Below are 24,777 nucleotides of genomic sequence, written 5' to 3' on the forward strand. Positions count from 1 at the left end.
CGCCCGAGCGCTAGTGGACGTCGAACTGGCCGCGGAACTTGGGCCAGTCACCAATGGATACGTCGGGGAGCAGGGCGAACTTGACCTCATAGCCAGCCTTGGCCATGTCCTCGAAGGCCTGGGCCTCCTCGGCGGTGATTGACTGGTTGTTGCCCAGCTTGGTGGTGCCGGGACGGTCGTTGCAGGGTCCGACGACGACGCTCTTGACGTCAGAGGGGACGAACTTCTCGTCGACGAGGATCCTCTTCATGTCGAGGGGGTTCTTCGTGATGAGGAAGTAGCGCGACGCCGAGGAGAGGACCGTGTCCTTCTTCTCGAGGAAGTGCTCCATCGTCCAGACGAAGATCTTCTTGTCTGGCGCGGCGCCCTTGTAGGCGGCCTTGAGCACGGAGTTGCTCGCGGCCACGTCGTTGACGGCGATGATGCCGTCGCAGGGCCGCTCGAGGGCCCAGCGCGTGACCGTCTGACCGTGGATCATGCGGTCGTCAATGCGAACGAACGAAATCATTTCCACTCCTCTTGTCTGCCTGCATTGCCTACAGGTCGTCCTCGTCCTCGTCCTCGACCTGCAGCTGGATCTCCCTGACCGCCTCCTTACCGTCGTTCAGGATGCTCGCCTTGAGCGCGGCATCGTCGAGTCCGTCGTCGAAGCCCATGAGGGCGGCTATCGCCATGGCGAGGTTGAGCCCGCCAAAGGCCACGGTGTTGCCGAGGAGCCCGGCCTCGGTGAGGGTGTTGAGGGCGTTGGTGAGGGGCGAGCCGCCCATGATGTCTCCCAGGACCACGACCGAGTCCTCCGGCCTGATGGGGGCGATGACCTTGCGCACGCCCTCGACGTAGGCGTCTGCGCCGACGCCGTCCTCCATGCTGTGGGCGAGCACGTCCTCGCGCGGCCCCAGCAGCATGTCGATGACGCTCTTCACCCCAGGCGCCATCGTTCCGTGGCTTACCATGAGCAGATACCTCATAGGACCTCTCCCTTCGCGTCGTCCGCGCTTGGGGGCGGCTGGGACTGCTGGCTCGCAGTGGGTCGACCAAGCCGGTGACCTAGTGCAGACATGCCAATACAATCTCACCAAGTATACACAATTATCCCAAAGACCCTCCACAAGTTTGCACTTTCCCAAAACCCGTCCGGCTTCCCGGCCGACGGAAGCCGACACGGGCCCAGGAGAGGGACTCCCCCCCCTCCCCTGGCCTGATGGGATGCCGGCGTGGGATACAATCCATGCAGTGCCGAACAAGGGGGGACGCATGTACAAGATCGTTGCCAGCGACATGGACGACACCTTCCTCGCGAGCGACCACACCATCCCCGCGGCGAACGTCGACGCCGTGCGCCGCCTGCGCGAGCTGGGCTGCCTCTTCGTCCCCTCCTCCGGGCGCGCCTACGGCTCGATCATGGAGTCCCTGCATGCGCTTCCCTCGGACCTCCTCGAGGGCTCCTACGTCATCTCGTACAACGGCGGCTGCATCACCCGCGTGGGGGACGACGCGCCGCTCTCGTCGCACTCCCTCCCCTTCGAGCGCGTGCGCGCCCTCTTCGAGTACGGCCTCGAGCAGGCGGGGCTAAGCTTCCACGTCTACGAGCTGGGCGGGAAGGTGTGGACCTACCGCCTGCAGCAGGACGAGCGGGACTATCTCGAGGGCCACATGGGCCACGAGGAGCTGCGGGAGGGGTCGATTGACTTCCTGCGCGACGTGCCCCTGGCGAAGATCCTCTACTGCCTCCCCGACGGCCTGTCCGAGCTGCACCGCATCCTCGACCAGATGCCGCGCGAGCTCTGGGAGGGGACCCTGCCCACCTTCTCGAGCCACCGCTACCTCGAGTTCAACCCCGAGGGCGTGGACAAGGGGGCCGGCCTCAGGCGCCTGGCGGAGCTGCTCGGCGTGGGCATCGAGCAGACCATAGGCTGCGGGGACTCCCTGAACGACCTGGCCATGATCCGTGCCGCCGGGGTGGGCGTGGCCGTCGCCAACGCCAGCGACGGCATCGAGCTCGAGGCCGACTACCATGCCCGATCGACCAACGACGACGGCGTCATCGCCGAGGTCGTGCGCGAGCTGGTGGAGCCTGCCGCACGGGGCTAGACGAGCCGAAGCGCGGCGTCGTTGCGCTGCGAGCGTTTTTTGCGATCGAGGGGCCTACGTTCCCCGTGGCGGGGTAAAATACCCCCCGGTAAGTAGGATTTTGAGAGAGGCCATGGCGGCGGGGGCCGCACGCCTCGCCAACGACCGCGCAGACGCGCATCCAGAGAGAGGCACCATGGCCAGTCAGCTGCTCAGCATCTCCGGGCTCTCGGCCGGAACCGAGGACAAGCCCATCCTTCATGACATCGACCTCGAAGTCGGCGCGGGCCAGACCCACGTCCTCATGGGACCCAACGGCGCCGGCAAGTCCACGCTGGGCCACGTCATCATGGGCGACCCCAGCTACCGCGTCAGTTCCGGCAGCATCGCATTCGATGGGGAGGACATCACCTCCCTCTCGCCCGACAAGCGCTCGCTCGCGGGCATCTTCCTCTCGTACCAGGCCCCGGTCGAGGTTCCCGGCGTGCCCCTCTACAGCTTTCTGCGTACCATCTGCCAGATGAGGCCCGAGCTCAAGATGACCGCCCGCAGGTTCCGCGAGCGCGTGGCGCAGATCTCGGAGCAGCTCGACATGGACGACGCCTTCCTCACCCGCGAGCTCAACGTGGGCTTCTCCGGCGGCGAGAAGAAGAAGGTCGAGATGCTGCAGCTCCTCCTCCTTCGCCCCAAGCTCGCCATCCTGGACGAGACGGACTCCGGCCTGGACGTGGACGCGCTCTCCATCGTATCGCGCGGCATCGAGGCCTACCGCAGCGAGTGCGACGGCGCGCTCCTCATGATCACGCACAACACCCGCATCCTCGAGAGGCTCGACGTCGACCGCACGCACGTGATGGTCAGGGGTCGCCTGGTGGCCGAGGGCCCCGCCTCCCTCATCGAGGAGATCGACTCCAACGGCTTCGCCCGCTTCGAGTCCGAGCAGATTGCCGAGGCCTAAGGTGAGCGAGAGGTATAACGCGGGCGAGGTGGACGAGAGGGGCCGCTCAAAGGTCGCCGACGTCGACCGCTCCCTCTATGACTTCGTGAAGAGCGAGGAGGGCTACGAGCGCTACGCCGACGGGCTCACGCCCGAGATCGTGCGCGCCATCAGCGCCAAGAAGAACGAGCCCGCCTGGATGCTCGACCTGCGCCTCGAGGCCCTGGAGGTCTTCCACGAGCGCAGGATGGCGGACAACTGGGGCCCGGACGTGTCGGGCCTGGACATGGACCACATTTCCACCTACGTGAGCCCCCAGACCAAGCAGGCCCGCGACTGGGACGACGTGCCCAAGGACATCAAGGACACCTTCGAGCGCCTGGGCATCCCCGAGGCCGAGCGAGAGAGCCTGGCCGGCGTGGGCGCCCAGTACGACTCCGAGATCGTCTACCACAACATGCGCGAGGAGGTCGCAAAGCAGGGAGTGGTCTACACCACGATCGAGGACGCCCTGCAGGACCCCAGGTGGGAGAAGGTCGTCCACGAGTACTTCGGCAAGCTCATCCCCATGCGCGACCACAAGTTCGCGGCCCTGCACTACGCCGTGTGGTCGGGCGGCTCCTTCGTGTACGTCCCCGAGGGCGTCACGCTCGACTACCCCCTGCAGAGCTACTTCCGCCTGAACGCCTCCGGCGCCGGCCAGTTCGAGCACACGCTCATCGTGGTCGAGCCCGGAGCAGACCTGCACTTCATCGAGGGATGCTCCGCGCCCAAGTACTACGAGGCCAACCTCCACGCCGGTGCCGTGGAGCTCTACGTGAAGGACGGCGCGCGCCTGCGCTACTCCACCATAGAGAACTGGTCCAAGAACATGTACAACCTCAACACCAAGCGCGCCACCATCGGCTCCGACGCGCGCATGGAGTGGGTCTCGGGCTCCTTCGGCAGCCACGTGAGCTACCTCTACCCCACCACCATCCTGCAGGGCGACCGCTCGAGCTGCGAGTTCACCGGCATCACCTTCGCCGGTGCCACGCAGGACCTGGACACGGGCTGCAAGGTGATCATCAACGGCGCCGACTGCACGACGTCCGTCGACACCAAGTCCATTTCCAAGGACGGCGGCATCAACACCTTCAGGAGCTCGCTGGTGATCGGCCGCCACGCCGACAGGGCGAACGCCTCGGTGTCCTGCTCCTCGCTCATGCTGGACGACATCAGCCGCTCTGACACCATCCCCGCCATGGACGTGCGCAACCGCACGGCCCAGGTGGGGCACGAGGCGACCATCGGCCGCATCTCGGACGACACCGTGCTCTACCTCATGAGCCGCGGCTGCTCGGAGTCCGAGGCCCGCACCATGGTGGTCAACGGGTTCGCCAACCCCGTCTCGAAGGAGCTCCCGCTGGAGTACGCCGTCGAGATGAACAACCTGATCAAGCTCGAGATGGAAGGGGCGATCGGCTAATGGCAGAGACGATTGCCGAGGCGCCGTCGTACGCGGCCGTCGAGCACGTGAACCAACCGCCCGCGCAGACCTGGAACCACCTCAGGATCAACGGGTGCAGCCTCCGCCTCCCCTCCCCCGCCCGCAAGGGAGAGGTGCTCGCGCGCCTGCCTAGAATCTTCTCCCAGCTCGAGTGCGGCATCGGCGACGAGGCCGTGAGTTGGGTCGAGTCCGTGGCGGGAGACGCCCGCTACGTGGAGGTCCCCCAGGGGACGCGTCGCGTGGAACCTATCGTCGTGGACGTCGACGCCAGCGGATTCGCCGTCGAGGACACCGGCGTGATGCTGCGCGAGGGCTCGGAGGCCACCGTCGTGGTCTCGGTCCGCGGCCAGGGCGGCCACTCCGCCTCCCTCCTCCGCGTCATCGCCGAGGCGGGCTCCAGGCTCCACCTCGTTGAGGTCGTCGCTCCCGGCAGTGGGAGCACCCACCTCGAGGGGGTGGGCATCGAGGCCGCCGAGGGCGCCCGCATCGAGGTGCGCCAGTACGCGCTGGGGGGCAAGAGCCTGGCCATGGGCTTTGCCACCAAGCTCGGGGGCACGTCGTCGCGCCTGCAGCTCGACTGCCGCTACGTCGTGCGCGACGCCGACGAGCTCGACGTGAACCACGTCGTGCGCCAGCTCGGCCGCAACAGCCGCAGTGACATCGTCACCTCGGGCTTCCTGGGCGAGAGGGCCCACAAGGCCATGCGCGAGACCATCGACCTCACGCACGGCGCCAAGGGCGCCCGCGGCAACGAGACCGAGACCGTCCTCATGGGCGGCGACGAGGTCGTGAACAAGACCCTTCCCGTCATCCTCTGCGACGAGGACGACGTCCAGGGCAACCACGGCGCCTCCATCGGCTCCGTCAGCGCCGAGCAGCTCGGCTACCTCACCGACCGCGGCCTCAGCGAGGAGGAGGTCAACGACCTCTTCGTGCGCGCCATCTTCGACGACGCCGCCATCCACGCGCCCGAGGCGAGCTCCCGCGAGGCCGCACTCGCCCGTGCGGAACAGCTGCTCGGGCCCGAGGCCGCCCGCGACGTGGCCGAGGGCCTGGGCCTCTCGCCTGCCACCACCGACGCCAGAGAGGTGTCCGCATGAGTCTCGACGCATCCCAGCTCGCGAGCATCGCGGAGAACCCCTACAAGGATGACTTCCCCCTGCTCGCCAAGCATCCCGAGATCTGCTTCCTCGACAGCGCCGCCACCTCCCAGCGGCCGGCGGCCGTGCTCGACGCACAGAGGCGCTTCTACGAGGAGATGAACGCCAACCCGCTGCGCGGGCTCTACGGCCTGTCGGTCGAGGCGACCCAGGCCATCGAGGGCGCGCGCGACCACATAGCCCGCTTCATCGGCGCGGTGGACGACGAGGGAAGGCCCCAGGGCAGCGAGGTGGTCTTCACCCGCAACGCCTCGGAGTCGCTCAACCTCGTCGCCCAGACCCTGGGCAGGAGCGTCCTGCACGAGGGCGACGAGGTCGTCGTCTCGATCATGGAGCACCACTCCAACATCATCCCCTGGCAGCAGGTCTGCGCCCAGACGGGCGCCCGCCTCGTCTACCTGAGGCTCGACGACGACTTCCGCATCACTCAGGAGGAGCTCGAGGCGAAGGTCGGCCCCAAGGCGAAGATCGTCTCGGTGACGCAGGTCTCCAACGTGCTGGGCGTGCAGAACGACATTCCCGCCATCTCCACGCGCGCCCACCAGATGGGCGCCCACATGGTGGTCGACGGGGCGCAGAGCGTCCCGCACCTCAAGGTGGACGTCCGCGAGCTGGGTTGCGACCTCCTGGCCTTCAGCGCCCACAAGATGGGTGGCCCCATGGGCATCGGGGTCCTCTGGGGCAAGGCCGCCCTCCTCGACCAGATGCCCCCCTTCCTCACGGGAGGCGAGATGATCGACTCCGTGAGCGAGACGGACGCGGTCTGGGCGCCCGTCCCACAGAAGTTCGAGGCGGGCACGCAGGACGCGGCGGGCAGCTACGCCTTCGACGCGGGCCTGGGCTACCTCGAGTCCAAGGGCTTCGCCGCCCTGGAGGCGCGAGAGAGGCTCCTCTCCGCCTACCTGACCGAGAGCCTGGCAGCCCTCGACTTCGTCGACGTCATAGGCCCCGAAGACGGCTTCCGCCACGTCGGTGCCGTCGCATTCAATGTACGTGGCGTCCACCCACACGACGTGGCCTCCATCCTGGACGGGTCGGGCGTCTGCATCAGGGCCGGGCACCACTGCGCCCAGCCCCTCCTCTCCTACCTCGACGTGGCCATGGGCAGCACCTGCCGCGCGAGCGTGGCGTTCTATAACGACAAGCAGGACATCGACCGCCTGGTCGACGGCCTCAAGACGGTTTGGCAGGTCTTCAATGGCTAATGCGAGCGTCGCGTCACTCTACAACGCACAGTTCATGGACCACGTGTCCCACCCCGACTACAAGTACCCGCTGGAGGACGCCACCCTCACGCACGAGGGCGTGAACCCCTCCTGCGGCGACGAGCTCACCTTCTACGTCCGCCTGGGGGACGACGGCACGATAGAGGAGGCGGCCTACCAGGGCCACGGCTGCGCCATCAGCCAGGCCTCCGCGGACATGATGAGCGACCTCGTGGTGGACAAGACCCCCCAGGAGGCCATCGGGCTCTGCAAGCTGTTCGGTCGCATGGTGCGCGGCGAGGAGACCGACGCCGACACGCTCGCGCAGCTGGACGAGGCCGCCTCGCTCAGGGACATCTCGCACATGCCCGCACGCGTCAAGTGCGCCGAGCTCGCCTGGCGCACGCTCGAGGAGATGCTCGAGGCCGGGAGCGAGGAGGCCAGCGTGGCCGTTCCCTTCCACACGCACGAGCACGACGGGGCGAACGACTAGACGAGGGCAGGCGCCTGGGGAGAGGACCACCACGTCCCCATCCCGCGCACCCACATGCACGTAGGACGACCACGGTAGGCGGCAGGGGCGAGAGGGGGTAGGCACGGATGGCTGGCATGTTCTCCACCAGGGGCAAGTACGCCCTGCGAGCCATGGCGGACCTTGCCATGCACGACGGGTGGGTGTCGCTGGGCGACGTCTCCCGCAGGCAGAATATCTCGCGCAAGTACCTCGAGCAGGTGGTGTCACGCATGCACAAGGTGGGCTACGTGCAGAGCCTTCGCGGCAAGGGCGGTGGATACCGCCTGAGCAAGCGACCCGAGGAGTACACCCTCGGCCAGATCCTTCGTGCGGCAGAGGGCTCGCTCGCGCCTGTGGCCTGCCTCGACTGCACGAACGGCGAGATCTGCCCCATCATCGACACCTGTCCCACCGTCACCGTGTGGCGGGACCTCGGGAAGGTCACCGCCGAGTACCTGGACAGCAAGACCCTGGCGGACATCGTCCGCGACAGGCAGGAGATCGCAGGCCTCACTGACTGGAACCCGCGCGAGAGCCGAGGACCACAACAGAGTCAGGGACGCGTGAGCTGCGACTAGTCACCCTGAGCCAGGGAGCGCACCCCCTGGCGTTGTCGCGACAGCCGGCTCCGGACGGCTCGACCTTCCCGGCAGAATGACGCCCGCATCCCCTCGGGGGATGCGGGCGTCCCTTTGGCATGGCTCCGTCCCGAGCCCTAGGCCAGGCACTTCGCCAGGTCGTCCTCGACGTTGGTGGTGGGGGCGATCCCGTAGTTCCTCACCAGGACGTCCAGTACGTTGGGCGAGATGAAGGCGGGCAGGGAGGGCCCCAGCAGGATGTCCTTGATGCCCAGGTGCAGCAGCGTCAGGAGGATGCAGACCGCCTTCTGCTCATACCAGGAGAGCACGAAGGAGAGGGGCAGCTCGTTGACCCCGCAGTCGAAGGCCTTCGCGAGCGCCACCGCGACCTGGATCGCTGAGTACGCGTCGTTGCACTGGCCCATGTCCAGGATGCGCGGAAGGCCGGCCACGGTACCCAGGTCGAGGTCGTTGAAGCGGAACTTGCCACAGGCCAGGGTCAGGACCACGGAGTCCTCGGGCGTCGCCTTGACGAAGTCGGTGTAGTAGTTGCGGCCGGGCTTGGCGCCGTCGCAACCGCCCACCAGGAAGAAGTGGCTGATCTGACCAGCCTTGACGGCGTCGACCACCTTGTCGGCGACGCCCAGCACGCTGGCGTGGCCAAAGCCCACGGTCACGCGATGGCCGCCGTTGATGCCCGTGAGCTCCTGGGGTTCGGCATAGCCGCCCAGCTCCTTTGCCTGTGCGATGAGTGCCGAGAAGTCCTTGTGGCCCCTCTCGTCAGCCTCCACGTGGGCGCAGCCGGGATACTCCACGACCCCCGTGGTCCACACCCGGTCGCCATAGGAGCCGCGAGGGGGCATCAGGCAGTTCGTGGTCCAGAGCACGGGAGCGGGAATGGCGTCGAACTCCCTCTGCTGGTTCTGCCAGGCGGTACCAAAGTTGCCCTTGAGCTGGGGGTAGCGCTTGAGCTCGGGATATGCGTGAGCGGGGAGCATCTCGCCGTGGGTGTACACGTTGACGCCCGTGCCCTCGGTCTGTTCGAGGAGCTCCTTGAGGTCGCAGAGGTCGTGGCCCGTCACGACGACGAAGGGGCCGGGCTCGACGGTCAGCGGAACCTCGGTGGGAACCGGGGTCCCGTAGCTCGAGGTGTTGGCCTCGTCCAGGAGCGCCATGCACTCCAGGTTGACGGCGCCGGCCTCGTCGACCAGCGCCAGCAGGGCGTCCGCGTCATCCAGACCGGCGATTCCCGCCAGGGCCTTGTAGAAGAAGGCGCTCACCGCCTGGCTGCGGCGGCCGAGAGCGGCGGCATGGTAGGCATACGCCGCGATGCCACGGATGCCAAAGAGCACGAGCGACTTCAGGGAGCGCAGGTCGACGTCCTCGGCGTGCCACACGAGGTTCAGGTCGTAGTCAGGCGTGTCATCGCCGGGCGCGATGCCGTCCTTCGCGGCATGGACGCGCGCGATCATGGCACGAACGGAGACAGCGTCGAAGTTGACGTTGGTGATGGTCGTGAAGAGCCCCTGCACGACGACATCGTCCGTGAGCGCGTTGGGCGTGGCGCCAGACATCACCGCCTGGGAGAGGGCCACCATGGCGCCCGTGAGCTCGTCCTCGAGTCGGGCGACCTCCGCCGACTTGCCGCAGACGCCCTGCCTGGAGCTGCAGGCGACCCCACGCGCGGTCTGCTCGCACTGGAAGCAGAACATCTCCTGTACCTTCTCGGGCGTAAGCGTGGTTTGAACCATTCTTCTCCTCCTTGCCTGACGGCCCTTTGGCTGCCGTCCCCGTCCTTCGAGAAGAAGGGTATTGCTATGATTCAAACGTTTCCGTTGCTTTTACAACATAAAGGGAAGAAATATGACAAAATCGAGAGAGAAGGAGATGGCCAAGGTCCCGACGGGCCTCTCGCTCGTGCCCAAGGAGCTTCTCCCCCAGGTCGAGGCCGCACGCAGGACCCAGCTCTTCTCCGGCATGGACGCGCTCGAGGTCGCCCGCATGCTCCCCTGCCTCGGGGCGAGGACGGTCTCGTTCGAGGAGGGCGAGTACGTCCTGCGCGTGGGAGAGCGGGACGCCCACGTGTGGGTGGTCGAGTCGGGCGAGGTGCACGTGATCCGCGAGGACTGGCTCGGCAATCGCAACATCCAGGGCAGCTTCGGACCGGGAGAGTCCTTCGGCGAGGCCTATGCCTGCTCCCCAGACGCCAAGCTCCCGGTATCCGTCGTGGTGGTGAGGGACGTCCGGCTCCTCAGGCTGGACGTCCGCCGCATGCTGCGGACCTGCTCGTCCGCCTGCCCCTTCCATCTGCGCCTCCTCTCCAACCTGGTAGGGCAGATGGCCTCCAAGAACCTCATGCTGGGAAGCAAGCTCCGCTACCTCAGCCAGCGCAGCACGCGCGACAAGCTCCTTGCCTTCCTCTCCGACGAGTCGGCACGCCAGGGCAGTCCCAGCTTCGCCATCCCCTACACCCGCCAGCAGCTCGCGGACTACCTCTCGGTCAACCGGAGCGCCCTCTCAAGCGAGATCTCGCGCCTTCGCGACGAGGGCGTCCTGCAAAGCGAAAGGAACCAGTTCACGCTCCTGTAGGTGGAAGCCAGCACGAGGGCACCATGGCCCGGGTTCCAGCAGGCCTGGCGCCGGTCGGCCCTGCCAAGACGGGCGAGGCTTCACAAAAGGGAGGGGGAGGGCGCCAAGGCGGCGGCCCTCCCCCGACGGAGTCTATGACGCGCCAAGAGCTACTTGGCGGCCGCCTGCAGGACGGCCTTGACCTCGGCCGCGGTCTTGAGGCTCAGGACCTTCTCCGTGAGGGCGTCCGCCTCCTTCTTGGTCCACTCGCTGATGATGCGGCGAGTGCGCAGGATCGAGGGGGCAGAGACGGAGTACTCGCCCAGGCCGAAGGAGATGAGCACGGGGATGAGCAGCGGGTCTGCCGCGGCCTCGCCGCACATGCCCACCATGATGCCCGCCTTGTTGCCCTCGGTGATGATGCGCTTGAGCGAGCGAAGCACCGCGGGCTGGTAGACCTCATAGAGGTAGGCGACGCAGTCGTTGCCGCGGTCGGCGCACATGGTGTAGCCGATGAGGTCGTTGGTGCCGATGGAGAAGAAGTCGCACTCGGCGGCGAGGTCGTCGGCGACGAGGGAGGCCGCGGGGGTCTCGATCATCGTGCCGACCTCGATGTCCTTGTTGTAGGCGACGCCGCGGGCGTCGAGCTCCCTCTTGCACTCCTCGATGAGGGCCTTGGCCTGGCGAATCTCCTCGAGGGAGGTCACCAGCGGCAGCATGATCTTGATGTCGCCGAAGGCGGAGGCGCGCAGGAGGGCGAGGAGCTGGACCTTGTACTGCTCGGGGTTGTTGAGGCAGTAGCGGATGGCCCTGAAGCCCATGAAGGGGTTCTCCTCCTTCTGGAGGTTCAGGTAGGGGATCTCCTTGTCGCCGCCCACGTCGAGGGTGCGGATGATGACCGGTTGGTCCTTCATGCGCAGGGCGACCTTCTGGTAGGCAGCGAACTGCTCGTCCTCGCTGGGCAGCTCGGAGGCGTCCATGAAGAGGAACTCCGAGCGGAAGAGGCCGATGCCCTCGCAGTCGTGCTCGGCGGCGTTGTTGGCGTCCTCGGGATTGCCGATGTTGGCGACGAGCAGGACCTTGTCACCGTCGCCGGTCACGGTGTCCTTGCCGCGATAGGCCTCAAGCGCGGCCTTCTCGTCCGCATACGCCTTGGCCTTGGCGCGGTACTTCTCGAGCTCGCCTGCCGTGGGCTGGGCGACGACCCTGCCCTTGCTGCCGTCCACGACGACCATGTCACCCGTCTTGATGTTGGTGGTGGCGCCTACGACGGAGAGCACCGCGGGGATCTCGAGCGCGCGGGCGATGATGGCGGAGTGAGAGGTACGACCTCCGGTCTCGGTCACGATGCCGGCGACGTTCTCCTTGTCGATGTCGGCCGTCATCGAGGGGGTGAGCTCGTGGACGACGACGATGGAATGCTCGGGCAGGGTGGAGAGGTCGACGACCTCCTTGCCCAGGAGGTCGGCCAAGAGGCCGGTCTTGACGTCGGCGACGTCAGCCGCACGCTCGCGGAAGAGCTCGTCCTCCATGTTCGAGAACATGTTGTAGTACATGTCGTAAGCCTCGCTCACGGCCTGCTCCGCGCACATGCCGGAGTCGATGGAGCCGTTGACCTTCTCCTTGATGCCCTCGTCCTCGGCGAACTCGATGTGGGCACCCATGATGAGGGCCGCCTCGTCGCCGACGCTCTTCCTCATGCGCTCGATCTGGGCGTTGGTCTGCGCGACGAACTTCTCGAGCGCGGCGTCGTAGCGCGCCTTCTCCTCGCCCGCGTCCTCGGGCACCTTGGGTGTGAAGCTGAGGTCTGGGGCAACCGCGACCTGTGCCACGCCGATTCCATAGCCGTCTGATGCGTTGACGCCTTCGAACATAGGGTCCTCCAAACGATTCGATCCCAATAATGTGGTTTCGCGTTGGCTGCCAGGAAGGTGGTTCTATGGAACGGCACCGGCCCTAGGCCTGTGCGGCGATGATCTTGTTCAGCTGCTCGTAGACGCGGTCGACGGTGGCACGCTTCGCGATGGCCTTGCTCGCCGCGGTGGCCGTGCCGCAGGCGGATGCGAAGCGCAGGGCAGTCTCATAGTCGGCGCCGCCCTGGACCTGCGCAACGAAGCCCGCCACCATCGAGTCGCCGGCACCAGTGGCGTTGACCAGGCGGATCTTGGCGGTGGGAACCGTGTGGACCTCGTCGTTCTCGTCATAGAGCAGGGAACCGTGGCCGCCGCACGAGACGATGACGTTCTGGGCGCCGCGCTCGTGGAGCTCCTTGGCGAAGGGGATGCACTCCTCCGGGGTCTCGGGGCGGGCGTCGAAGATGCGACCCACCTCGTGGTTGTTGGGCTTGATGAGGAAGGGCTTGGCGTTGAGGGCCTCGAGCAGCAGGGTCCCGGGCGCGTCGACGACGAAGCGGATGCCACGGCCCTCGAGGCGCTTCATGATGACGTCGTACATGTCCTCGGGGAGCGACTTGGGGATGGAGCCCGTCAGCACGACCGTGTCCCCCGAGCCGATGTAGTCGATGCGCTCGAGGAGCTCGTCCACCTTCTTCTCCGAGATCTTGGGGCCCATGCCGTTGACGATGGTCATGACGATGCCCTTGAGCTTCACGTTGATACGGGTGAAGCCGTGCTCGAGCCTTACGAAGTTGGACGAGATGCCACCCTTCTGCAGCTCCTTGATGAGGTAGTCGCCCGTGAAGCCCGCAGCGATTCCCAGCGCGACGTTGGGGACCTTGAGCTCGTTGAGCATGGTGGAGATGTTGATTCCGTTTCCCCCGCAGTAGAGCTCCTCGCTCGACGAGCGGTTGGTGAAGCCCATGTCGAGCGTAAGGGGGTGCATTACGTAATCGATCGCCGGATTCAGCGTGACGGTATAAATCAACGTGTGCTCCTCTCGGCCACTGATCATGTAAGGTCATTATGCCTTAATTGGCCGTGTCTGGAGGAGAAATACCGTCCAACGTGCTCCAATTCGGGGTCGGGCTCGCAGCGTGCGACACGTCTTGGGAAAGGTCGCGGACCCGCCCGGAACTTGCCGGGTGGGCCCGCGCGTCTGGATCGTGGTGCGCCCTAGGCGATTCGAACGCCTGACCCGCGGTTTAGAAGACCGATGCTCTGTCCAGCTGAGCTAAGGGCGCACGCAAAGGGCACGACCATGGTACCACGGAGGGGCGGCTCGGTCCCGCGAGCCGGAGGCGAGGACCCGAGGCGGCCTACCTGGGCACGTACGAAACGACCAGCTCCATCCTCCCCGCAAGGGCGAGCCCGCCGTGGCCGCTCGGGACGACGAAGTGGTCGCCCTTCCCCACCGCATGCCCGCCCGCGCTGCCCGTTCCGTCCACCACGCTCGCGCAGGCGAAGTCCCGGAAGGGAGGGAGGGTCCTCTCACCCGCGACCCTGACCCGCTCCACGGCATAGCGCTCGCAGCTCACGAGCTCCGTCACCCCGTCGGCCTCCCTCGCGTCGACGTGGCCGGAGGAGATGGGCTCGGCGTCGTAGTCGATGACGTCCAGGCTCTGGGCGAGGTGCAGCTCCCTCTTGCTGCCGTCCGCCTGCAGGCGGTCGTAGTCCCACACGCGGTAGGTGACGTCGCTCGACTGCTGGGTCTCGAGCACCATGGTCCCCGCCTTGATGGCGTGCACGGTGCCCGGGTCGATCTGGAAGAAGTCCCCCGTGTGGACGGGGACCTCGTTGAGGAGCCCGTCCCAGTCGCCCTCCTCCACCTTGCGGGCGAACTCCTCGCGGCTCCTCGCCCGCTGCCCCACCACGATGGTCGCACCGGGGTCCGCGTGCAGCACGTACCAGCACTCGCACTTGCCCAGGGAGCCGCCCTCGTGCTCCGCAGCGTAGGCGTCGTCCGGATGGACCTGGATGGAGAGGTCGCCCTCCGCGTCAAGGATCTTGACCAGGAGGGGGAAGCGGTCACCTGTGGCGCCGCCGAAGAGCTCGCGATGACCGTCCCAGAGTTCCGAGAGCCTCTTGCCCTCGAAGGCGCCCGACGCGACGCGACAGTCTCCCGCCGGATGCGCCGAGATCGCCCAGCACTCCCCCACCGGGCCGTCGGGGATCTGGTAGCCAAACTCCTCCTGGAGCCTCCTGCCCCCCCAGATCTTCCCGTGGAAGACGGGCTCGACGAAGATGAGGTCGCGCTCGGGGGAGCAAGACGGGTCCTTGGCTGTGCTCATGGGCCTTCCTTTCGATGGTGCGGCGTTTCCTCGATGGTATCAGGCGAGCCCGTGTGCCCGCAGGGCCGCCGCCTGGGCGGCGACGATGGTCTTCCCGTCGTCGATGAGGCCCGCCCGTATCCCCGCGAGGACCTCGTCCAAGGGGACCCAGGCGACGTCCACGAGCTCCCCCTCGTCGGGATGGGAGCTGCCGGCGCTCAGCTCGTACGCCAGGAAGACCTGCGTCGCCTCGTCCGTGAAGCCGGGCGAGCCCAGCGAGCGGGCCACGGGCTCGAGCCTCCCGGCCACGAGGCCCGTCTCCTCGCCGAGCTCGCGCGCGGCGCAGCGGGGGCCGTCCTCGCCCGGCTCGAGCCTTCCCGCCGGTATCTCGAGCGAGACCCTGCCCAGGGCCACCCGGAACTGCCTCACCAGGCAGATGCAGCCGTCCTCGCGGATGGCCCCGACGCCGGCGCCGCCGTGGTGGCGCACCAGCTCGCGCCTGCCGTGGCTGCCGTCCGGCAGGGCCACGTCGAGCAGCTCCACGGAGAAGACCCTTCCCTCCCACTCCGCGCTCGTCGAGCAGACGCGCTCGCACAGGCGGGGGTCGGGCTCCAGGAGCCTGCGGATGCGGGCGAGGGGACCCTCGTCCGGACGGGCCCGGACCCCTGCGCCAGCCCCCGCCAAGCCAGCCGCCTCCGGCTTGTCCATGCGCACCACCTCCCCTGGGACGCGCCCGCCGACGGGCGACGCAGACGACCGTTCGACCCCGATGATACCGAGTTGCGCTTATTTGGAAGAGCGGGGCGGTCGGCGACGCGCAGGTCGGCGCCCATGCGTACCATGTAGTCGCGAGTCGGGGCCGTGCCTGCAGCCTGACCCCCTCGCCTTGGAAGATTGCCGCGCAGGGTCGCGGAAGCAAGCAGATGGGAAGCGCATGAGCAATCAGAACGGCGGCCGGTCCGGCCGTGGCATGGCGGCCGTCCGGGAGGACTCGGACGGCTTCGGGGGGCTTGGGCTCTCGAAGAGGGCCCTCGCGGCCGTGGAGGAGCTGGGCTACGACGAGCCGACGCCGGTGCAGAGCCTGGCGATACCCCAGGTCATCGCCGGCAAGGACGTGATGGCGGCCGCCCAGACGGGAACGGGCAAGACGGCGGCGTTCCTGCTGCCGACCCTCGACGGACTGGGGCACGCGGGCAAGGGGGAGGGACCCCTCATGCTGGTAGTGACCCCAACCAGGGAGCTGGCACAGCAGATCGAGGACGCGGCGGAGCTCATCTGCCGCCACACCGGGCACAGGACCGTCGTGCTGGTGGGAGGAGTCGGCTACGAGCCCCAGAGGCAGGCCCTGAGGAGGAGCTGCGACCTGCTCGTCGCGACGCCGGGCCGCCTCCAGGACCTCATGAACCAACACGAGGCGGACCTCTCGTCCGTGCGCGTCCTCGTCCTGGACGAGGCAGACCGCATGCTCGACATGGGCTTCCTCCCCGACATGCGCCGCATCGTCGCCGCGACCCCGAGCCAGCGCCAGACGCTCCTCTTCTCCGCCACCCTGGACGACGACGTCCTCTCCAACACCAAGTCGCTGGTAAGGCGCCCCGTCCGCGTGGAGGTCGCCCGCAAGGGCACCGCGGCCGAGACCGTCGACCAGTACGTGCTCCCCGTGTCCCCCGAGGCGAAGAACGCCGTCCTCGCCGAGCTGCTCCGGCGCGAGGGCTCGCGGCGGGTGATCGTGTTCTGTCGCGGCAAGCACCGCGCCGACGGCATCTGCCGCAAGCTCAGGAAGGCGGGCGTGCTCTGTGCGCCCATCCACGGCAACCGCTCGCAGAACCAGAGGGAGCGGGCGCTGGCGAACTTCCGTGACGGGCAGGTTGACGTCCTGGTCGCGACCGACGTGCTGGCCCGAGGCATCGACATACCCGACGTCTCGTACGTGGTCAACTTCGACGTGCCGAGCGACGCCGAGGACTACATCCACCGCATCGGCCGCACGGGCCGCGCGGGAGAGAGCGGCTGGGCGCTGAGCTTCGTGACCGAGGACGACTACCTCGACCTGCGCGACGCTGAGGGGCTCATGGGCAGGGTGATCCCCCCGTTCCCGCGCGCCGAGGGACTCGACCTAGGCAGGGACCCGGTTAGGATGGACCCCGGCCGCGACCCGCACGAGAAGCTCCCCGGAAAGAAGGCGCGCAAGAAGATGGCGGACGCCCGCAGGGCGCGGAAGGCCGCGGCGGAAGGCCCGGCCGCGGCAGGCATGGCCGCCGAACGCCCCAGGCCAGGCACCAACAAGGCGGGGCAGGCCACTTCCCGGCAGGTCCGCGCCAAGGGGTCCGGCCGCCCGTCACGGAAGGACGGCGGGGCCAAGCCGGCCACGACCCAGAGGCCGCGCCCCCAGTCCCGTCGAAGGGCGAAGGCGGCGGAGAGTGACTTCAACCTCTCTCCCGACCGTGGCGAGGCGGGCGCCAGGCGCGGCAGGAGGCATCCCGGAGACAGGGGCGGAACCCGCTAGCCAGACATCGCGACACGACACGGAAGTTACGACGGAGGGGCAGGCCGGACTGGTTTTCGGCCTGCCCCTCCGCCATGCCGCGCGGGCGAGCCGGTCCCCACCGGAGGTCGTGGAACCGCTCGACCGGCTCGACGACCGCCATGCCGAGCGAGGGTGCCGGTCCCCACGGCGCGAGCGTGCGCGAAGCGGCGACGCGGCGCATCGTCATGGCATCCCCCTGCATAAAAGTTCCGTCACCGCTCGCCTCACCGCCCCCTGCGGGCGCCCTTTGCCCGCCAACGGCGGCGGATGGAGGGGCATGGCCGCCTGCGTGCGTCCATGCACGTCCTCCCACCTGCGGCGCCGCAGACTGGCGCGAGCTATGCGCCAGCTTGCTGCCAGCTCGATCTAAAAGCCCGGGCCCACCGACGCCCTCCCGTCGGACGATTGTCTCACGCGCCCCTCGGGGCGGCCGCCATGCCAGGGAAGCACTTCCCTCGGCGACGGACGAGGAGGGACTAGGTGAAGAGGCGGAAGGCACGGGGACGCAGGGGCATGTCGGCCCGGAACCCACGAGGGACGAGGGTACTGGCGCTCGTCGTCCTCGGCCTGGCGTTCGCGGCGGCGGCGCTCCAGGCCCCACGGTTGCTCGAGGCCGGCTGGAAGGACCCACGGGTCAACCTGGGCTCCTACGACGCCCTGGCAAGGGAGGGCGACGGGGCGCGGGACCTCGACCGGCAGGCGGAGGCGGACGCCTATTCCATGGACATAAGCTGTGCCGCGGCGATGGAGCTCGAGGAGGGACAGACCTCGGTGGAGGCACGCCTCGAGAACCCCTCGACCAACCACTGCGACCAGCGCATACGGATCTTCGAGAGGGAGAGGCCCGACGACCTGCTCTTCGAGTCCGGCGCCCTCTCGCCTGGCGAGCAGCTGCAGACCGTCGACCTGAGCCACCCCCTCGAGGCGGGCACACATCATGCCGTGGTCGAGTTCCAGGGCTACGAGCGAGGCGTGTCGCTCCTCTCGAACGAGGGCAGGCTGCTCGGACACAACAGCTTCGGGGCGTCGTGCGCGGCGGAGGTGGACATCATCTGCCGTCCCCAGGAATAGGCGACCAGGGCGGGCGTCCGCCCGGATGCGGCAACAGGGACCACGGAGGAAGGCGGGAATATGCGGGACATGGGCAACACTTGCAGGAGCTGCGCGCGGATGGCCGTCATGGCCGGGCTGGGAGTGGCGCTGGCGCTCTCCTCTCCCCTGGCGGCACTGGCCGAGGAGGCGCGGGCGGACGCCGCGCCTGCGAGCGTGACGGACGCGGCCGCCGCGCCTCTGGCGGAGGGTGCGGACCAGAGGAACGGCAAGGGGGACGGGGGCGAGAGGACGGCCCAGCCCCCCGCCGACTCCGAAACCGCGCCTGGCAAGGAGACGGCGGGCTCGCCGCTGCCTAGCTCCAGGGGAGAGACGAGGCTCTACGTCGTGGCAGACGCCAGCGCCCTGACGACTCCCGAGGGCAAGGACCCGGACGACCCCGACGGGCTGTTGGACCAGATTCGCGTGACCATCCCGGTCGCCATCCATTACGTGGCCGACTCCGCGGGGACGCTGAGCGGCCCCAAGGACAACGTCATCAAGTTCTCCAACAACTCCACGATGCCCGTCCACGTCGCGAGCGCGTCCGTGAGCGACGGCAACGGCGCGGCCATCGTCACGAAGGAGCAGGAGGAGCAGGCGGAGCGCGAGGGCAAGGCCGACTCGATCTGGCTCAGCCTCACCAACTCGAACGGCGACTCCATCGACCTGGGCGACTACAAAGGGGAGCGCGACCTTCGGGCGGGCAAGTGGAACATCGCGAGGTCAACCAAGCCCTCGGGCGAGGAGCGCATCGCAGACGACGCCAACAAGCTCTACCTCAACGGCCTGACCGGCCGCATCTCGGGCTTCGGGGGAATCGACCCCGCGAAGGACACCCAGGTCGGAGAGATCCACTGGACCGTGAGGCCGGGAACCAACGCCGAGCCATCCGAGGCGCAGGCGTGAGGCGCGTGACGCGGGAGGGCCAATGGAGGGAGAGGAGAGGCAGATGAGAAGACCACCGTGCACGAAGGCCCATTGGGCCTACGGGTCATGCAGACGTCCGGCGAGGCTCGCCATATCGTGCGTCATCTCGGCGTCGATGGGCCTCGCGAGCATCCCGGCAGCGGCGGGGGCGCTGGGACGACAGTCGACGGACGAACTGACGCTCAGCTTTGACAAGAACTCCGAGCTCGCACGGGGAAGCAGCCCCGACCAGCCCCTTGCCGCGGGGAGGGCCTCCCTGCTCGACCCGTCGGGCATCAGCCTTGGCCCCCATGAGCCGCTGGGCTGGGCCCTGGACAAGGAGGGCACGGGGAGGCTCGTCAGACGAGGGACGCCGCTACGTGGGACCAGCCTCTGGGACGATGCGAACGGCAACGGCGAGGTGGACGAGGGAGAGTTGGAGGACCTGCTCCCCCATGCCAGGGACGGCGTGGTGACGCTCTTTGCCCAATGGCCCGAGGAGGCACTGGCGGAGCTCGACGACACCGAGGAAAGGGAGGCGCCAGGGCAGGGACAGCCAGATGGCAGAGAGCCAGAGCGCGACGGTCTTGGGCGCGGCGCCGACGGGTGCGACGAGGCCTCGGAGAGGGAAGGGGACGGAAAGAAGGACGTGGACCCTCCCGCGGACGGGGCGGACACGTGCGACGGGGAGACATCCGCAGCGGCGGCCGAGCCCCCATCGCCCGCGAGGGACGGCGCGGAGCCAGAGACACCCCCCGACACCGACACGACATCGAATCCCTCCGCCTCCGAAGGCGAGGGGCCCGCCCCAGCGGTGCCGGACGAATCCGACGGCGGGACCGGGGAGTCGGTCGGGCACGGCGCAGGCCCGTCCGACAGGCCCGTCGCGCCTGCTGGCGAGGGAACGACGGCAGGGAACGATCACGGGCTGGACAGTGACAAGGAGGTATGCCAGGAAGGCGAGCCGAGGATGGGAAAGCCGGAAGAGGCCACTGAGGGCACAGCCGGCCGGGAGGGCCCCGCCCCCGCCCAAGACGAGGCGACTGGGATGCCCTCGGATGACGGGCTGGCACCCATCGGCGTCAGCTACCAGGAACTCGTCGCGGGCATGGCGAGGGTCAGCTCGGCGTATGCGCCCACAGACAGCAAGTACGTGTACCCCAAGCTCAGCTTCAGGGGCTACTTCTGCAACCCCAACGACCGCAAGGGCGGCTGGACGGGCTGGTCAACCGCGAAGACGGACAACTCCCACACCGACGTCCCGGCAGACGCGGGAAGGGTCCTGGGAGGGAGGATCGACCACGGAGTCCTCAGCGGCCTGCAGGTCAGATGGGTCGGAGGCACGGACTCCGCCGGTTCCGTGAGCTACAGGCTGCTCTACTCGGACGGGTCCCACTCCGCCTGGGCGAAGAACGGCCAGACGGCGGGTCAGGACAACGTGGGCGGGCGCTCCGCGATAGGCTTCGCCGTAAGGCTCGAGGGGGAGGCGCTGAAGCACTACAGCGTAAAGTACCGCATGCATCCGCTGGAGAGCGCGGAGCAGAGCAAGACCGTGAGCGAGGGAGACGTCTCGCATAAGGGCATATACGCAGACGGCATAGTAATCTACCTGGACGTCCAAGAAAATACCGTGACCTTCGTGAATGGCGAGGACGGCAAGGTCATCCAGAAGAAGAAGGTCATCTACCACTCCAACGCGAGCACGCCCGAGCCGCCCACGGTGCGTGGCAGGACCTTCCTCAGGTGGGACGGCGACTACAAGCCCGTCACCGCTGACGTGACCGTGACTGCCCGCTACAGGAAGAACCGCTACACCATCGCATTCGAGGGAAACGGCGCCACCTCGGGTGGGACGCCCAACGTGCAGGCAAGCTACGACGAGCCCAGCACGCTGCCAAGGAGCGGGTTCAAGCGCGCGGGCCACGTGTTCAAGGGGTGGGCCCGCGACCCAAAGGCATCCAAGCCAGACTACGGTGAGGGGCAGCAGGTCAAGAACCTGTCCGAGAAGGACGGGGGCACGGTGCGCCTCCATGCCGTCTGGCAGAAGTCGTCCCAGCGCCTGACCGTGGACCCCATGGGCGGGACCTGGCGCAAGAGCGGCTCTCCCACCACCCTGACGCAGGAATACGGCAGCAGCACCACGCTCGAGCAACCGCAGAGGCAAGGCTACCAGTTCCAGGGGTGGAAGCTCGAAGGCGATGGCAGGGTCGACGGGGAGAGCTATCGCTTTGGCGAGGGAGACGCGACGGTACGGGCGCAGTGGAAGGCGATTCGCTACTCCATCCATTTCGACCCCAACGCCGAGGATACCGACGGGTCGGTGAGGGACCTCGCGGCGACATTCGACGAGGACGTCCGCATCCCCGACGGCGGCTTCGAGCGCGAGGTGTTCGACCTCGTCGGCTGGAACGCCGCTCCCGATGGGAGGGGCAAGTCGTACGAGCTCGGCCAAAGCGTGCGCAACCTATCGTCCAAGGAAGGCGAGAAGGTCACGCTCTACGCCCAGTGGAAGCCCAAGCGCGTCAAGGTCAGGATCCCCGTCGCAATCCATTACGAGGCCAAGCAGGACGGAAGCGTCCATGGGCCCGCAGACGGCGTCGTCGCGATCGCGAACCAGAGCGACATGGGAGTGCACGTGAGCCAGATCTCCGTCCACTCGGGAGGCGGCGTGAGGATCGTCTCCTCTGACCCACGTGACGGTGAGGTGGAGCTCGAGATGACCCCCGAGGGGGGAAGCGCCGTCAGGCTCGGAGACTACGCGCGTCCCTCGGCGCCGAAGAACCCCTTGGAGTGGAACGTCGAGAGGGAGCGGAGCCTCGCGCTCAACGGGCTTCGGGGGCACGTGAGCGACGCCACCCTCCTCGTGAGGGAGAGGCAGGTAGGCGGCATCAACTGGACCATCGCCCCTGGTGACCTCAGAACCAGGGGGGTGAGTTCGAGATGAGAGATGATGACCGTGGCCGCACCAGGACGGCGGGCACATTCCGGCTGGCAAGGATCGTCTTGGCGACCGCGCTCGCCCTGGCGCCCCTGGGGCTCGTGGCGCGAGCCGCCTGGGCGCAGGAGGGAATCTTCTCGAGGGGGAGGACCGGGCTCTATGTGACCCTGCAAGAGCCCAAGCAAGGCCAGGCACCGCAAGGGCAGGACTCGTCTTCCGGCGGAGGTGGGTCCAGGTCGATGCCCCAGACCGGAGTGGGCGTCGAGGCCCTCGGCCTGTTGGTGGGAGGCGCGCTTCTCGCGGCCGGGGGACACGCCCTCCTCAAGGGAGGACGGCAGCGTGCAATGAGCAAGTCAGGCAGGCGTCCCCCACGCATCCCCCCACGCATCCGTACGGATGACTTTGGGAGGAAGCTGCCCTAGAGACAAGAAAGCGGGCCACCAGCTGCTGGAGCTGATGGCCCGCGACTTCTCGTGGTGGGTCGTGAGGGGGTCGAACCCTCGACCTTGGGATTAAGAGTCCCCTGCTCTACCAACTGAGCTAACGACCCGCATGCGTTTGTGAATGGGGTGGGTAGAGGGGCTCGAACCCTCGACCTACGGAGCCACGGTCCGTCGCTCTGCCAACTGAGCTACACCCACCATTTGCCCCACCTCGTAACGCGCTTGATTATCATGCCCAAACTCGCTGCAGGATGCAAGGGTTAATTTGAAAAACTTCTCTCGAATGTGTCGGGGGCTTCACATGGCAAGGGTCAGACCGCCCAAAGCCGCAGGCGGAAGGGCCTGCGTGCGAATCCCGGCCCGGCGTCGCGGGCATCGTGGCACGCCACGCCGGCTCGCCGCCACGTCCCTCCTCCTCGTGGGCGGCTCCCTGCTCCTTGCCTTTCTTATCCCAGCGGCCCTCGGCCTGATCGAACAGGCACGCTACCAGGTCCTGGCCCAGGGACTGCGCCCGCCCGCCAACCAAGGCAACCCGGAAAGCGGCTCGCAGGGCCGCTCGCAGGGCCAGCTCCCGAACGGCGTGCGCGCATGGCTCCGCATCGAGGGGACGCCTATCGACTATCCCGTTGCCCAGGCAGACGTGAGGGACCCGCTCTTCTACCTCGACCATGACCCCTGGGGGCACCCCGCCCGGCTGGGCTGCCCCTTCGTCGATGCGCGCTGTGGGCCGACGTCGGAGCATCTCGTCGTCTACGGCCACCACTTCGCCGGGACGACGCTCATGTTCTCTTGCCTTCATGACGCCCACGTCCCACGAAACTTCGAGGAGCTGGCGGGCCGTGACCTCATCTGGGCCGACGGGCGGGGCGAGTCAAGGCTCAGGGCCCTCTGCGCCCTGCGCGTGCCCAGCGACTGGCCGGACGTCCAACGCTTCGACTTCGGCGACGACTCGTCACTCCCCGACTTCCTGTGCGGGATCTGCCGCTCCTCCTCCGCCAAGAGCCCTGACGCCGCAGTCCTCTGCCAGGCGCCGACGCGGGCCGTGACGCTCGTCACCTGCAGCTCCCTCTGGTCTGGGCAACCCTGGCGAACCCTGGTCGTCTATTGCGAGCCAGGCCGAGTGCGCCCCTCGCCCGTCTGTGGAGCGGAGGGAGAATGAGTACAGCTGGTTTCCGAGCTTGAACGCGTCCGCCTCGCGTCCTAGACTTACTCCACCCTACTAAAGTGCTTAGCCAATTTGATGCCTGACCATAGGGCAGGCGGGGCGGAGGAGAACATGAAGGCACACGACGTGACGATGGGTCGCAGGCAGTTCCTCAAGATGGCGACGGCGGCTCTGGCAGCGCCGGCGGCGGCCTCGCTCGCAGCATGCTCCAACGCGGACTCCGCCGGCTCCCCTGCGGCGGCCCCGGCGTCCGGAAGCGGCGTCGAAGGCTTCGACGGCACCCTCGTCGTGGGCTTCGACCAGGAGTTCCCGCCCTACGGATACGTTGGCGACGACGGCGCCTACACGGGCTTCGACCTCGACCTCGCCCAGGCCGTCTGCCAGAGGGAGGGCTGGACCTTCAAGCCCAGCCCCATCGCCTGGGACGCCAAGGACGGTCTCCTCAACAGCGGACAGATCAGCTGCATCTGGAACGGCTTCACGATCGAGGGTCGCGAGGGCGACTATGCCTTCACCGACCCCTACATGGAGAACCGCCAGGTCGTGGTGACGCGCGCCGACTCCCAGATCGCCGCCCTCGCCGACCTCGCCGGTAAGAACGTGGTCACCCAGTCCGACTCCGCAGCCTACGACCTGCTGAACGCCGACGGCGCGCAGGCGGAGCTCGCGGCGAGCTTCGCCCAGCTCCAGACCATCGGCGACTACAACACCGCCTTCATGATGCTCGAGAGCGGCGCCGTGGACGCCATCGCGGTGGACTACCCCGTCGCGAGCTTCAACATCGCGGGCAGGCAGGGCAGCTTCAAGATCCTGGACGAGGCGCTCAACTCCGAGCACTTCGGCGTGGGATTCGCAAAGACCGACGCCGGCCAGGCACTTGCGGACCAGGTCCAGAGGGACCTCCAGGCGCTTGACGCCGAGGGCAAGGTCAAGGAGCTCTGCGAGAAGTATGCCGACCAGGGGGTATCGTACGACCTGTGGGTCCTCCCCAAGGCCTAGGCGGGACGAGCCACCGACCGC

The 24,777-nt window shown here is 67.7% G+C and carries 21 protein-coding genes and 3 tRNA genes; 14 read left to right on the forward strand and 10 right to left on the reverse strand.

Annotated elements, in window-relative coordinates:
* Nucleotides 1-10: 10 nt before the first annotated feature.
* Complete coding sequence (locus tag ACMPH2_RS05060; RefSeq protein WP_009278944.1) at nt 11-508, reverse strand: PTS sugar transporter subunit IIB; 498 nt, start codon at nt 506-508, stop codon at nt 11-13.
* A gap of 28 nt (nt 509-536) precedes the next feature.
* Complete coding sequence (locus ACMPH2_RS05065; RefSeq protein WP_009278943.1) at nt 537-968, reverse strand: PTS sugar transporter subunit IIA; 432 nt, start codon at nt 966-968, stop codon at nt 537-539.
* A gap of 286 nt (nt 969-1,254) precedes the next feature.
* Between ACMPH2_RS05065 and ACMPH2_RS05070 the strand changes: the two genes are divergently transcribed.
* The 7 genes from ACMPH2_RS05070 (at nt 1,255) to ACMPH2_RS05100 (ending at nt 7,953) form a co-directional block, all read left to right on the forward strand.
* Complete coding sequence (locus tag ACMPH2_RS05070) at nt 1,255-2,091, forward strand: Cof-type HAD-IIB family hydrolase (RefSeq protein WP_314638624.1); 837 nt, start codon at nt 1,255-1,257, stop codon at nt 2,089-2,091.
* Between the two features lie 175 nt (nt 2,092-2,266).
* Nucleotides 2,267-3,028 carry a Fe-S cluster assembly ATPase SufC gene (gene sufC / locus ACMPH2_RS05075; protein ID WP_417118774.1) on the forward strand — a complete coding sequence of 254 codons (762 nt, stop codon included), beginning with the start codon at nt 2,267-2,269 and terminating at the stop codon, nt 3,026-3,028.
* A gap of 28 nt (nt 3,029-3,056) precedes the next feature.
* The gene (sufB, locus tag ACMPH2_RS05080) at nt 3,057-4,475 is read left to right on the forward strand and encodes a Fe-S cluster assembly protein SufB (RefSeq protein WP_062530959.1); all 1,419 of its coding nucleotides are present in this window, start codon (nt 3,057-3,059) and stop codon (nt 4,473-4,475) included.
* Nucleotides 4,475-5,596: a SufB/SufD family protein gene (locus ACMPH2_RS05085; RefSeq protein WP_417118775.1), complete on the forward strand. Its 1,122-nt coding sequence runs from the start codon at nt 4,475-4,477 to the stop codon at nt 5,594-5,596. Before sufB ends, ACMPH2_RS05085 begins: the two co-directional genes overlap by 1 nt.
* Nucleotides 5,593-6,861, forward strand: a complete 1,269-nt coding sequence (locus ACMPH2_RS05090; protein ID WP_062530882.1) for an aminotransferase class V-fold PLP-dependent enzyme — start codon at nt 5,593-5,595, stop codon at nt 6,859-6,861. Before ACMPH2_RS05085 ends, ACMPH2_RS05090 begins: the two co-directional genes overlap by 4 nt.
* Nucleotides 6,854-7,354 carry a Fe-S cluster assembly sulfur transfer protein SufU gene (sufU, locus tag ACMPH2_RS05095; RefSeq protein ID WP_417118776.1) on the forward strand — a complete coding sequence of 167 codons (501 nt, stop codon included), beginning with the start codon at nt 6,854-6,856 and terminating at the stop codon, nt 7,352-7,354. Before ACMPH2_RS05090 ends, sufU begins: the two co-directional genes overlap by 8 nt.
* A gap of 107 nt (nt 7,355-7,461) precedes the next feature.
* Nucleotides 7,462-7,953 carry an RrF2 family transcriptional regulator gene (locus tag ACMPH2_RS05100; protein ID WP_009278936.1) on the forward strand — a complete coding sequence of 164 codons (492 nt, stop codon included), beginning with the start codon at nt 7,462-7,464 and terminating at the stop codon, nt 7,951-7,953.
* A 137-nt stretch (nt 7,954-8,090) separates the two neighbouring features.
* Here the strand turns inward: ACMPH2_RS05100 and hcp are convergent, their stop codons facing one another.
* Nucleotides 8,091-9,704 (reverse strand): hydroxylamine reductase, encoded by a 1,614-nt coding sequence (gene hcp / locus ACMPH2_RS05105; RefSeq protein WP_417118777.1) that lies wholly within the window; start codon nt 9,702-9,704, stop codon nt 8,091-8,093.
* Between the two features lie 112 nt (nt 9,705-9,816).
* On the opposite strand from hcp, the gene ACMPH2_RS05110 reads away from it, so the two are divergent.
* Entirely contained in the window at nt 9,817-10,542 is a 726-nt protein-coding gene (locus ACMPH2_RS05110; protein ID WP_417118778.1) for a Crp/Fnr family transcriptional regulator, read from the forward strand.
* Nucleotides 10,543-10,691: 149 nt separating this feature from the next.
* On the opposite strand, the gene ptsP is transcribed toward ACMPH2_RS05110, so the two are convergent.
* The 5 genes from ptsP to ACMPH2_RS05135 all read right to left on the reverse strand — a co-directional run bounded on the left by ptsP (nt 10,692) and on the right by ACMPH2_RS05135 (nt 15,394).
* The gene (gene ptsP, locus ACMPH2_RS05115; protein ID WP_062530873.1) at nt 10,692-12,395 is read right to left on the reverse strand and encodes a phosphoenolpyruvate--protein phosphotransferase; all 1,704 of its coding nucleotides are present in this window, start codon (nt 12,393-12,395) and stop codon (nt 10,692-10,694) included.
* Between the two features lie 82 nt (nt 12,396-12,477).
* The gene (gene pfkB / locus ACMPH2_RS05120) at nt 12,478-13,404 is read right to left on the reverse strand and encodes a 1-phosphofructokinase (RefSeq protein ID WP_062530871.1); all 927 of its coding nucleotides are present in this window, start codon (nt 13,402-13,404) and stop codon (nt 12,478-12,480) included.
* Between the two features lie 179 nt (nt 13,405-13,583).
* Nucleotides 13,584-13,660 (reverse strand) — tRNA-Arg (locus tag ACMPH2_RS05125).
* Nucleotides 13,661-13,735: 75 nt separating this feature from the next.
* The gene (locus ACMPH2_RS05130; protein ID WP_062530869.1) at nt 13,736-14,707 is read right to left on the reverse strand and encodes a type I phosphomannose isomerase catalytic subunit; all 972 of its coding nucleotides are present in this window, start codon (nt 14,705-14,707) and stop codon (nt 13,736-13,738) included.
* Between the two features lie 39 nt (nt 14,708-14,746).
* Nucleotides 14,747-15,394, reverse strand: a complete 648-nt coding sequence (locus ACMPH2_RS05135; RefSeq protein ID WP_314638719.1) for an NUDIX hydrolase — start codon at nt 15,392-15,394, stop codon at nt 14,747-14,749.
* 226 nt (nt 15,395-15,620) lie between these two features.
* Between ACMPH2_RS05135 and ACMPH2_RS05140 the strand changes: the two genes are divergently transcribed.
* From ACMPH2_RS05140 to ACMPH2_RS05155, 4 genes are all read left to right on the forward strand, one after another.
* Nucleotides 15,621-17,192, forward strand: coding sequence for a DEAD/DEAH box helicase (locus ACMPH2_RS05140; RefSeq protein WP_417118779.1), 1,572 nt, complete (start codon nt 15,621-15,623; stop codon nt 17,190-17,192).
* Nucleotides 17,193-17,693: 501 nt separating this feature from the next.
* On the forward strand, nt 17,694-18,284 hold the full coding sequence (locus tag ACMPH2_RS05145; protein ID WP_314638721.1) for a hypothetical protein: 591 nt from the start codon (nt 17,694-17,696) through the stop codon (nt 18,282-18,284).
* Nucleotides 18,285-18,353: 69 nt separating this feature from the next.
* Complete coding sequence (locus ACMPH2_RS05150; RefSeq protein ID WP_417118780.1) at nt 18,354-19,211, forward strand: hypothetical protein; 858 nt, start codon at nt 18,354-18,356, stop codon at nt 19,209-19,211.
* A gap of 43 nt (nt 19,212-19,254) precedes the next feature.
* Nucleotides 19,255-22,155: an InlB B-repeat-containing protein gene (locus tag ACMPH2_RS05155; RefSeq protein ID WP_417118781.1), complete on the forward strand. Its 2,901-nt coding sequence runs from the start codon at nt 19,255-19,257 to the stop codon at nt 22,153-22,155.
* A gap of 468 nt (nt 22,156-22,623) precedes the next feature.
* Here ACMPH2_RS05155 and ACMPH2_RS05160 read toward each other — a convergent pair.
* Nucleotides 22,624-22,699: transfer RNA gene (locus ACMPH2_RS05160), tRNA-Lys, on the reverse strand.
* A 15-nt stretch (nt 22,700-22,714) separates the two neighbouring features.
* Nucleotides 22,715-22,790: transfer RNA gene (locus ACMPH2_RS05165), tRNA-His, on the reverse strand.
* Nucleotides 22,791-22,893: 103 nt separating this feature from the next.
* Here ACMPH2_RS05165 and ACMPH2_RS05170 point away from each other — a divergent pair.
* Together ACMPH2_RS05170 and ACMPH2_RS05175 are read left to right on the forward strand one after the other, a co-directional pair.
* Entirely contained in the window at nt 22,894-23,751 is an 858-nt protein-coding gene (locus tag ACMPH2_RS05170) for a hypothetical protein (protein ID WP_417118782.1), read from the forward strand.
* A 117-nt stretch (nt 23,752-23,868) separates the two neighbouring features.
* Complete coding sequence (locus tag ACMPH2_RS05175) at nt 23,869-24,756, forward strand: transporter substrate-binding domain-containing protein (RefSeq protein WP_129583173.1); 888 nt, start codon at nt 23,869-23,871, stop codon at nt 24,754-24,756.
* Nucleotides 24,757-24,777: the final 21 nt, after the last annotated feature.

This window comes from Olsenella phocaeensis, assembly GCF_048189965.1.
Classification (GTDB): domain Bacteria; phylum Actinomycetota; class Coriobacteriia; order Coriobacteriales; family Atopobiaceae; genus Olsenella_I; species Olsenella_I phocaeensis.

Coding starts and splice junctions, on each gene's coding strand:
- ACMPH2_RS05070 (WP_314638624.1), top strand. CDS start 1,255: ATGTACAAGATCGTTGCCAGCGACATGGACGACACCTTCCTCGCGAGC.
- ACMPH2_RS05155 (WP_417118781.1), top strand. CDS start 19,255: ATGAGAAGACCACCGTGCACGAAGGCCCATTGGGCCTACGGGTCATGC.
- ACMPH2_RS05140 (WP_417118779.1), top strand. CDS start 15,621: ATGAGCAATCAGAACGGCGGCCGGTCCGGCCGTGGCATGGCGGCCGTC.
- sufU (WP_417118776.1), top strand. CDS start 6,854: ATGGCTAATGCGAGCGTCGCGTCACTCTACAACGCACAGTTCATGGAC.
- ACMPH2_RS05100 (WP_009278936.1), top strand. CDS start 7,462: ATGGCTGGCATGTTCTCCACCAGGGGCAAGTACGCCCTGCGAGCCATG.
- ACMPH2_RS05170 (WP_417118782.1), top strand. CDS start 22,894: ATGGCAAGGGTCAGACCGCCCAAAGCCGCAGGCGGAAGGGCCTGCGTG.
- ACMPH2_RS05135 (WP_314638719.1), bottom strand. CDS start 15,394: ATGGACAAGCCGGAGGCGGCTGGCTTGGCGGGGGCTGGCGCAGGGGTC.
- ACMPH2_RS05085 (WP_417118775.1), top strand. CDS start 4,475: ATGGCAGAGACGATTGCCGAGGCGCCGTCGTACGCGGCCGTCGAGCAC.
- ptsP (WP_062530873.1), bottom strand. CDS start 12,395: ATGTTCGAAGGCGTCAACGCATCAGACGGCTATGGAATCGGCGTGGCA.
- ACMPH2_RS05110 (WP_417118778.1), top strand. CDS start 9,817: ATGACAAAATCGAGAGAGAAGGAGATGGCCAAGGTCCCGACGGGCCTC.
- ACMPH2_RS05175 (WP_129583173.1), top strand. CDS start 23,869: ATGAAGGCACACGACGTGACGATGGGTCGCAGGCAGTTCCTCAAGATG.
- hcp (WP_417118777.1), bottom strand. CDS start 9,704: ATGGTTCAAACCACGCTTACGCCCGAGAAGGTACAGGAGATGTTCTGC.
- ACMPH2_RS05065 (WP_009278943.1), bottom strand. CDS start 968: ATGAGGTATCTGCTCATGGTAAGCCACGGAACGATGGCGCCTGGGGTG.
- ACMPH2_RS05090 (WP_062530882.1), top strand. CDS start 5,593: ATGAGTCTCGACGCATCCCAGCTCGCGAGCATCGCGGAGAACCCCTAC.
- ACMPH2_RS05060 (WP_009278944.1), bottom strand. CDS start 508: ATGATTTCGTTCGTTCGCATTGACGACCGCATGATCCACGGTCAGACG.
- ACMPH2_RS05130 (WP_062530869.1), bottom strand. CDS start 14,707: ATGAGCACAGCCAAGGACCCGTCTTGCTCCCCCGAGCGCGACCTCATC.
- sufC (WP_417118774.1), top strand. CDS start 2,267: ATGGCCAGTCAGCTGCTCAGCATCTCCGGGCTCTCGGCCGGAACCGAG.
- ACMPH2_RS05150 (WP_417118780.1), top strand. CDS start 18,354: ATGGGCAACACTTGCAGGAGCTGCGCGCGGATGGCCGTCATGGCCGGG.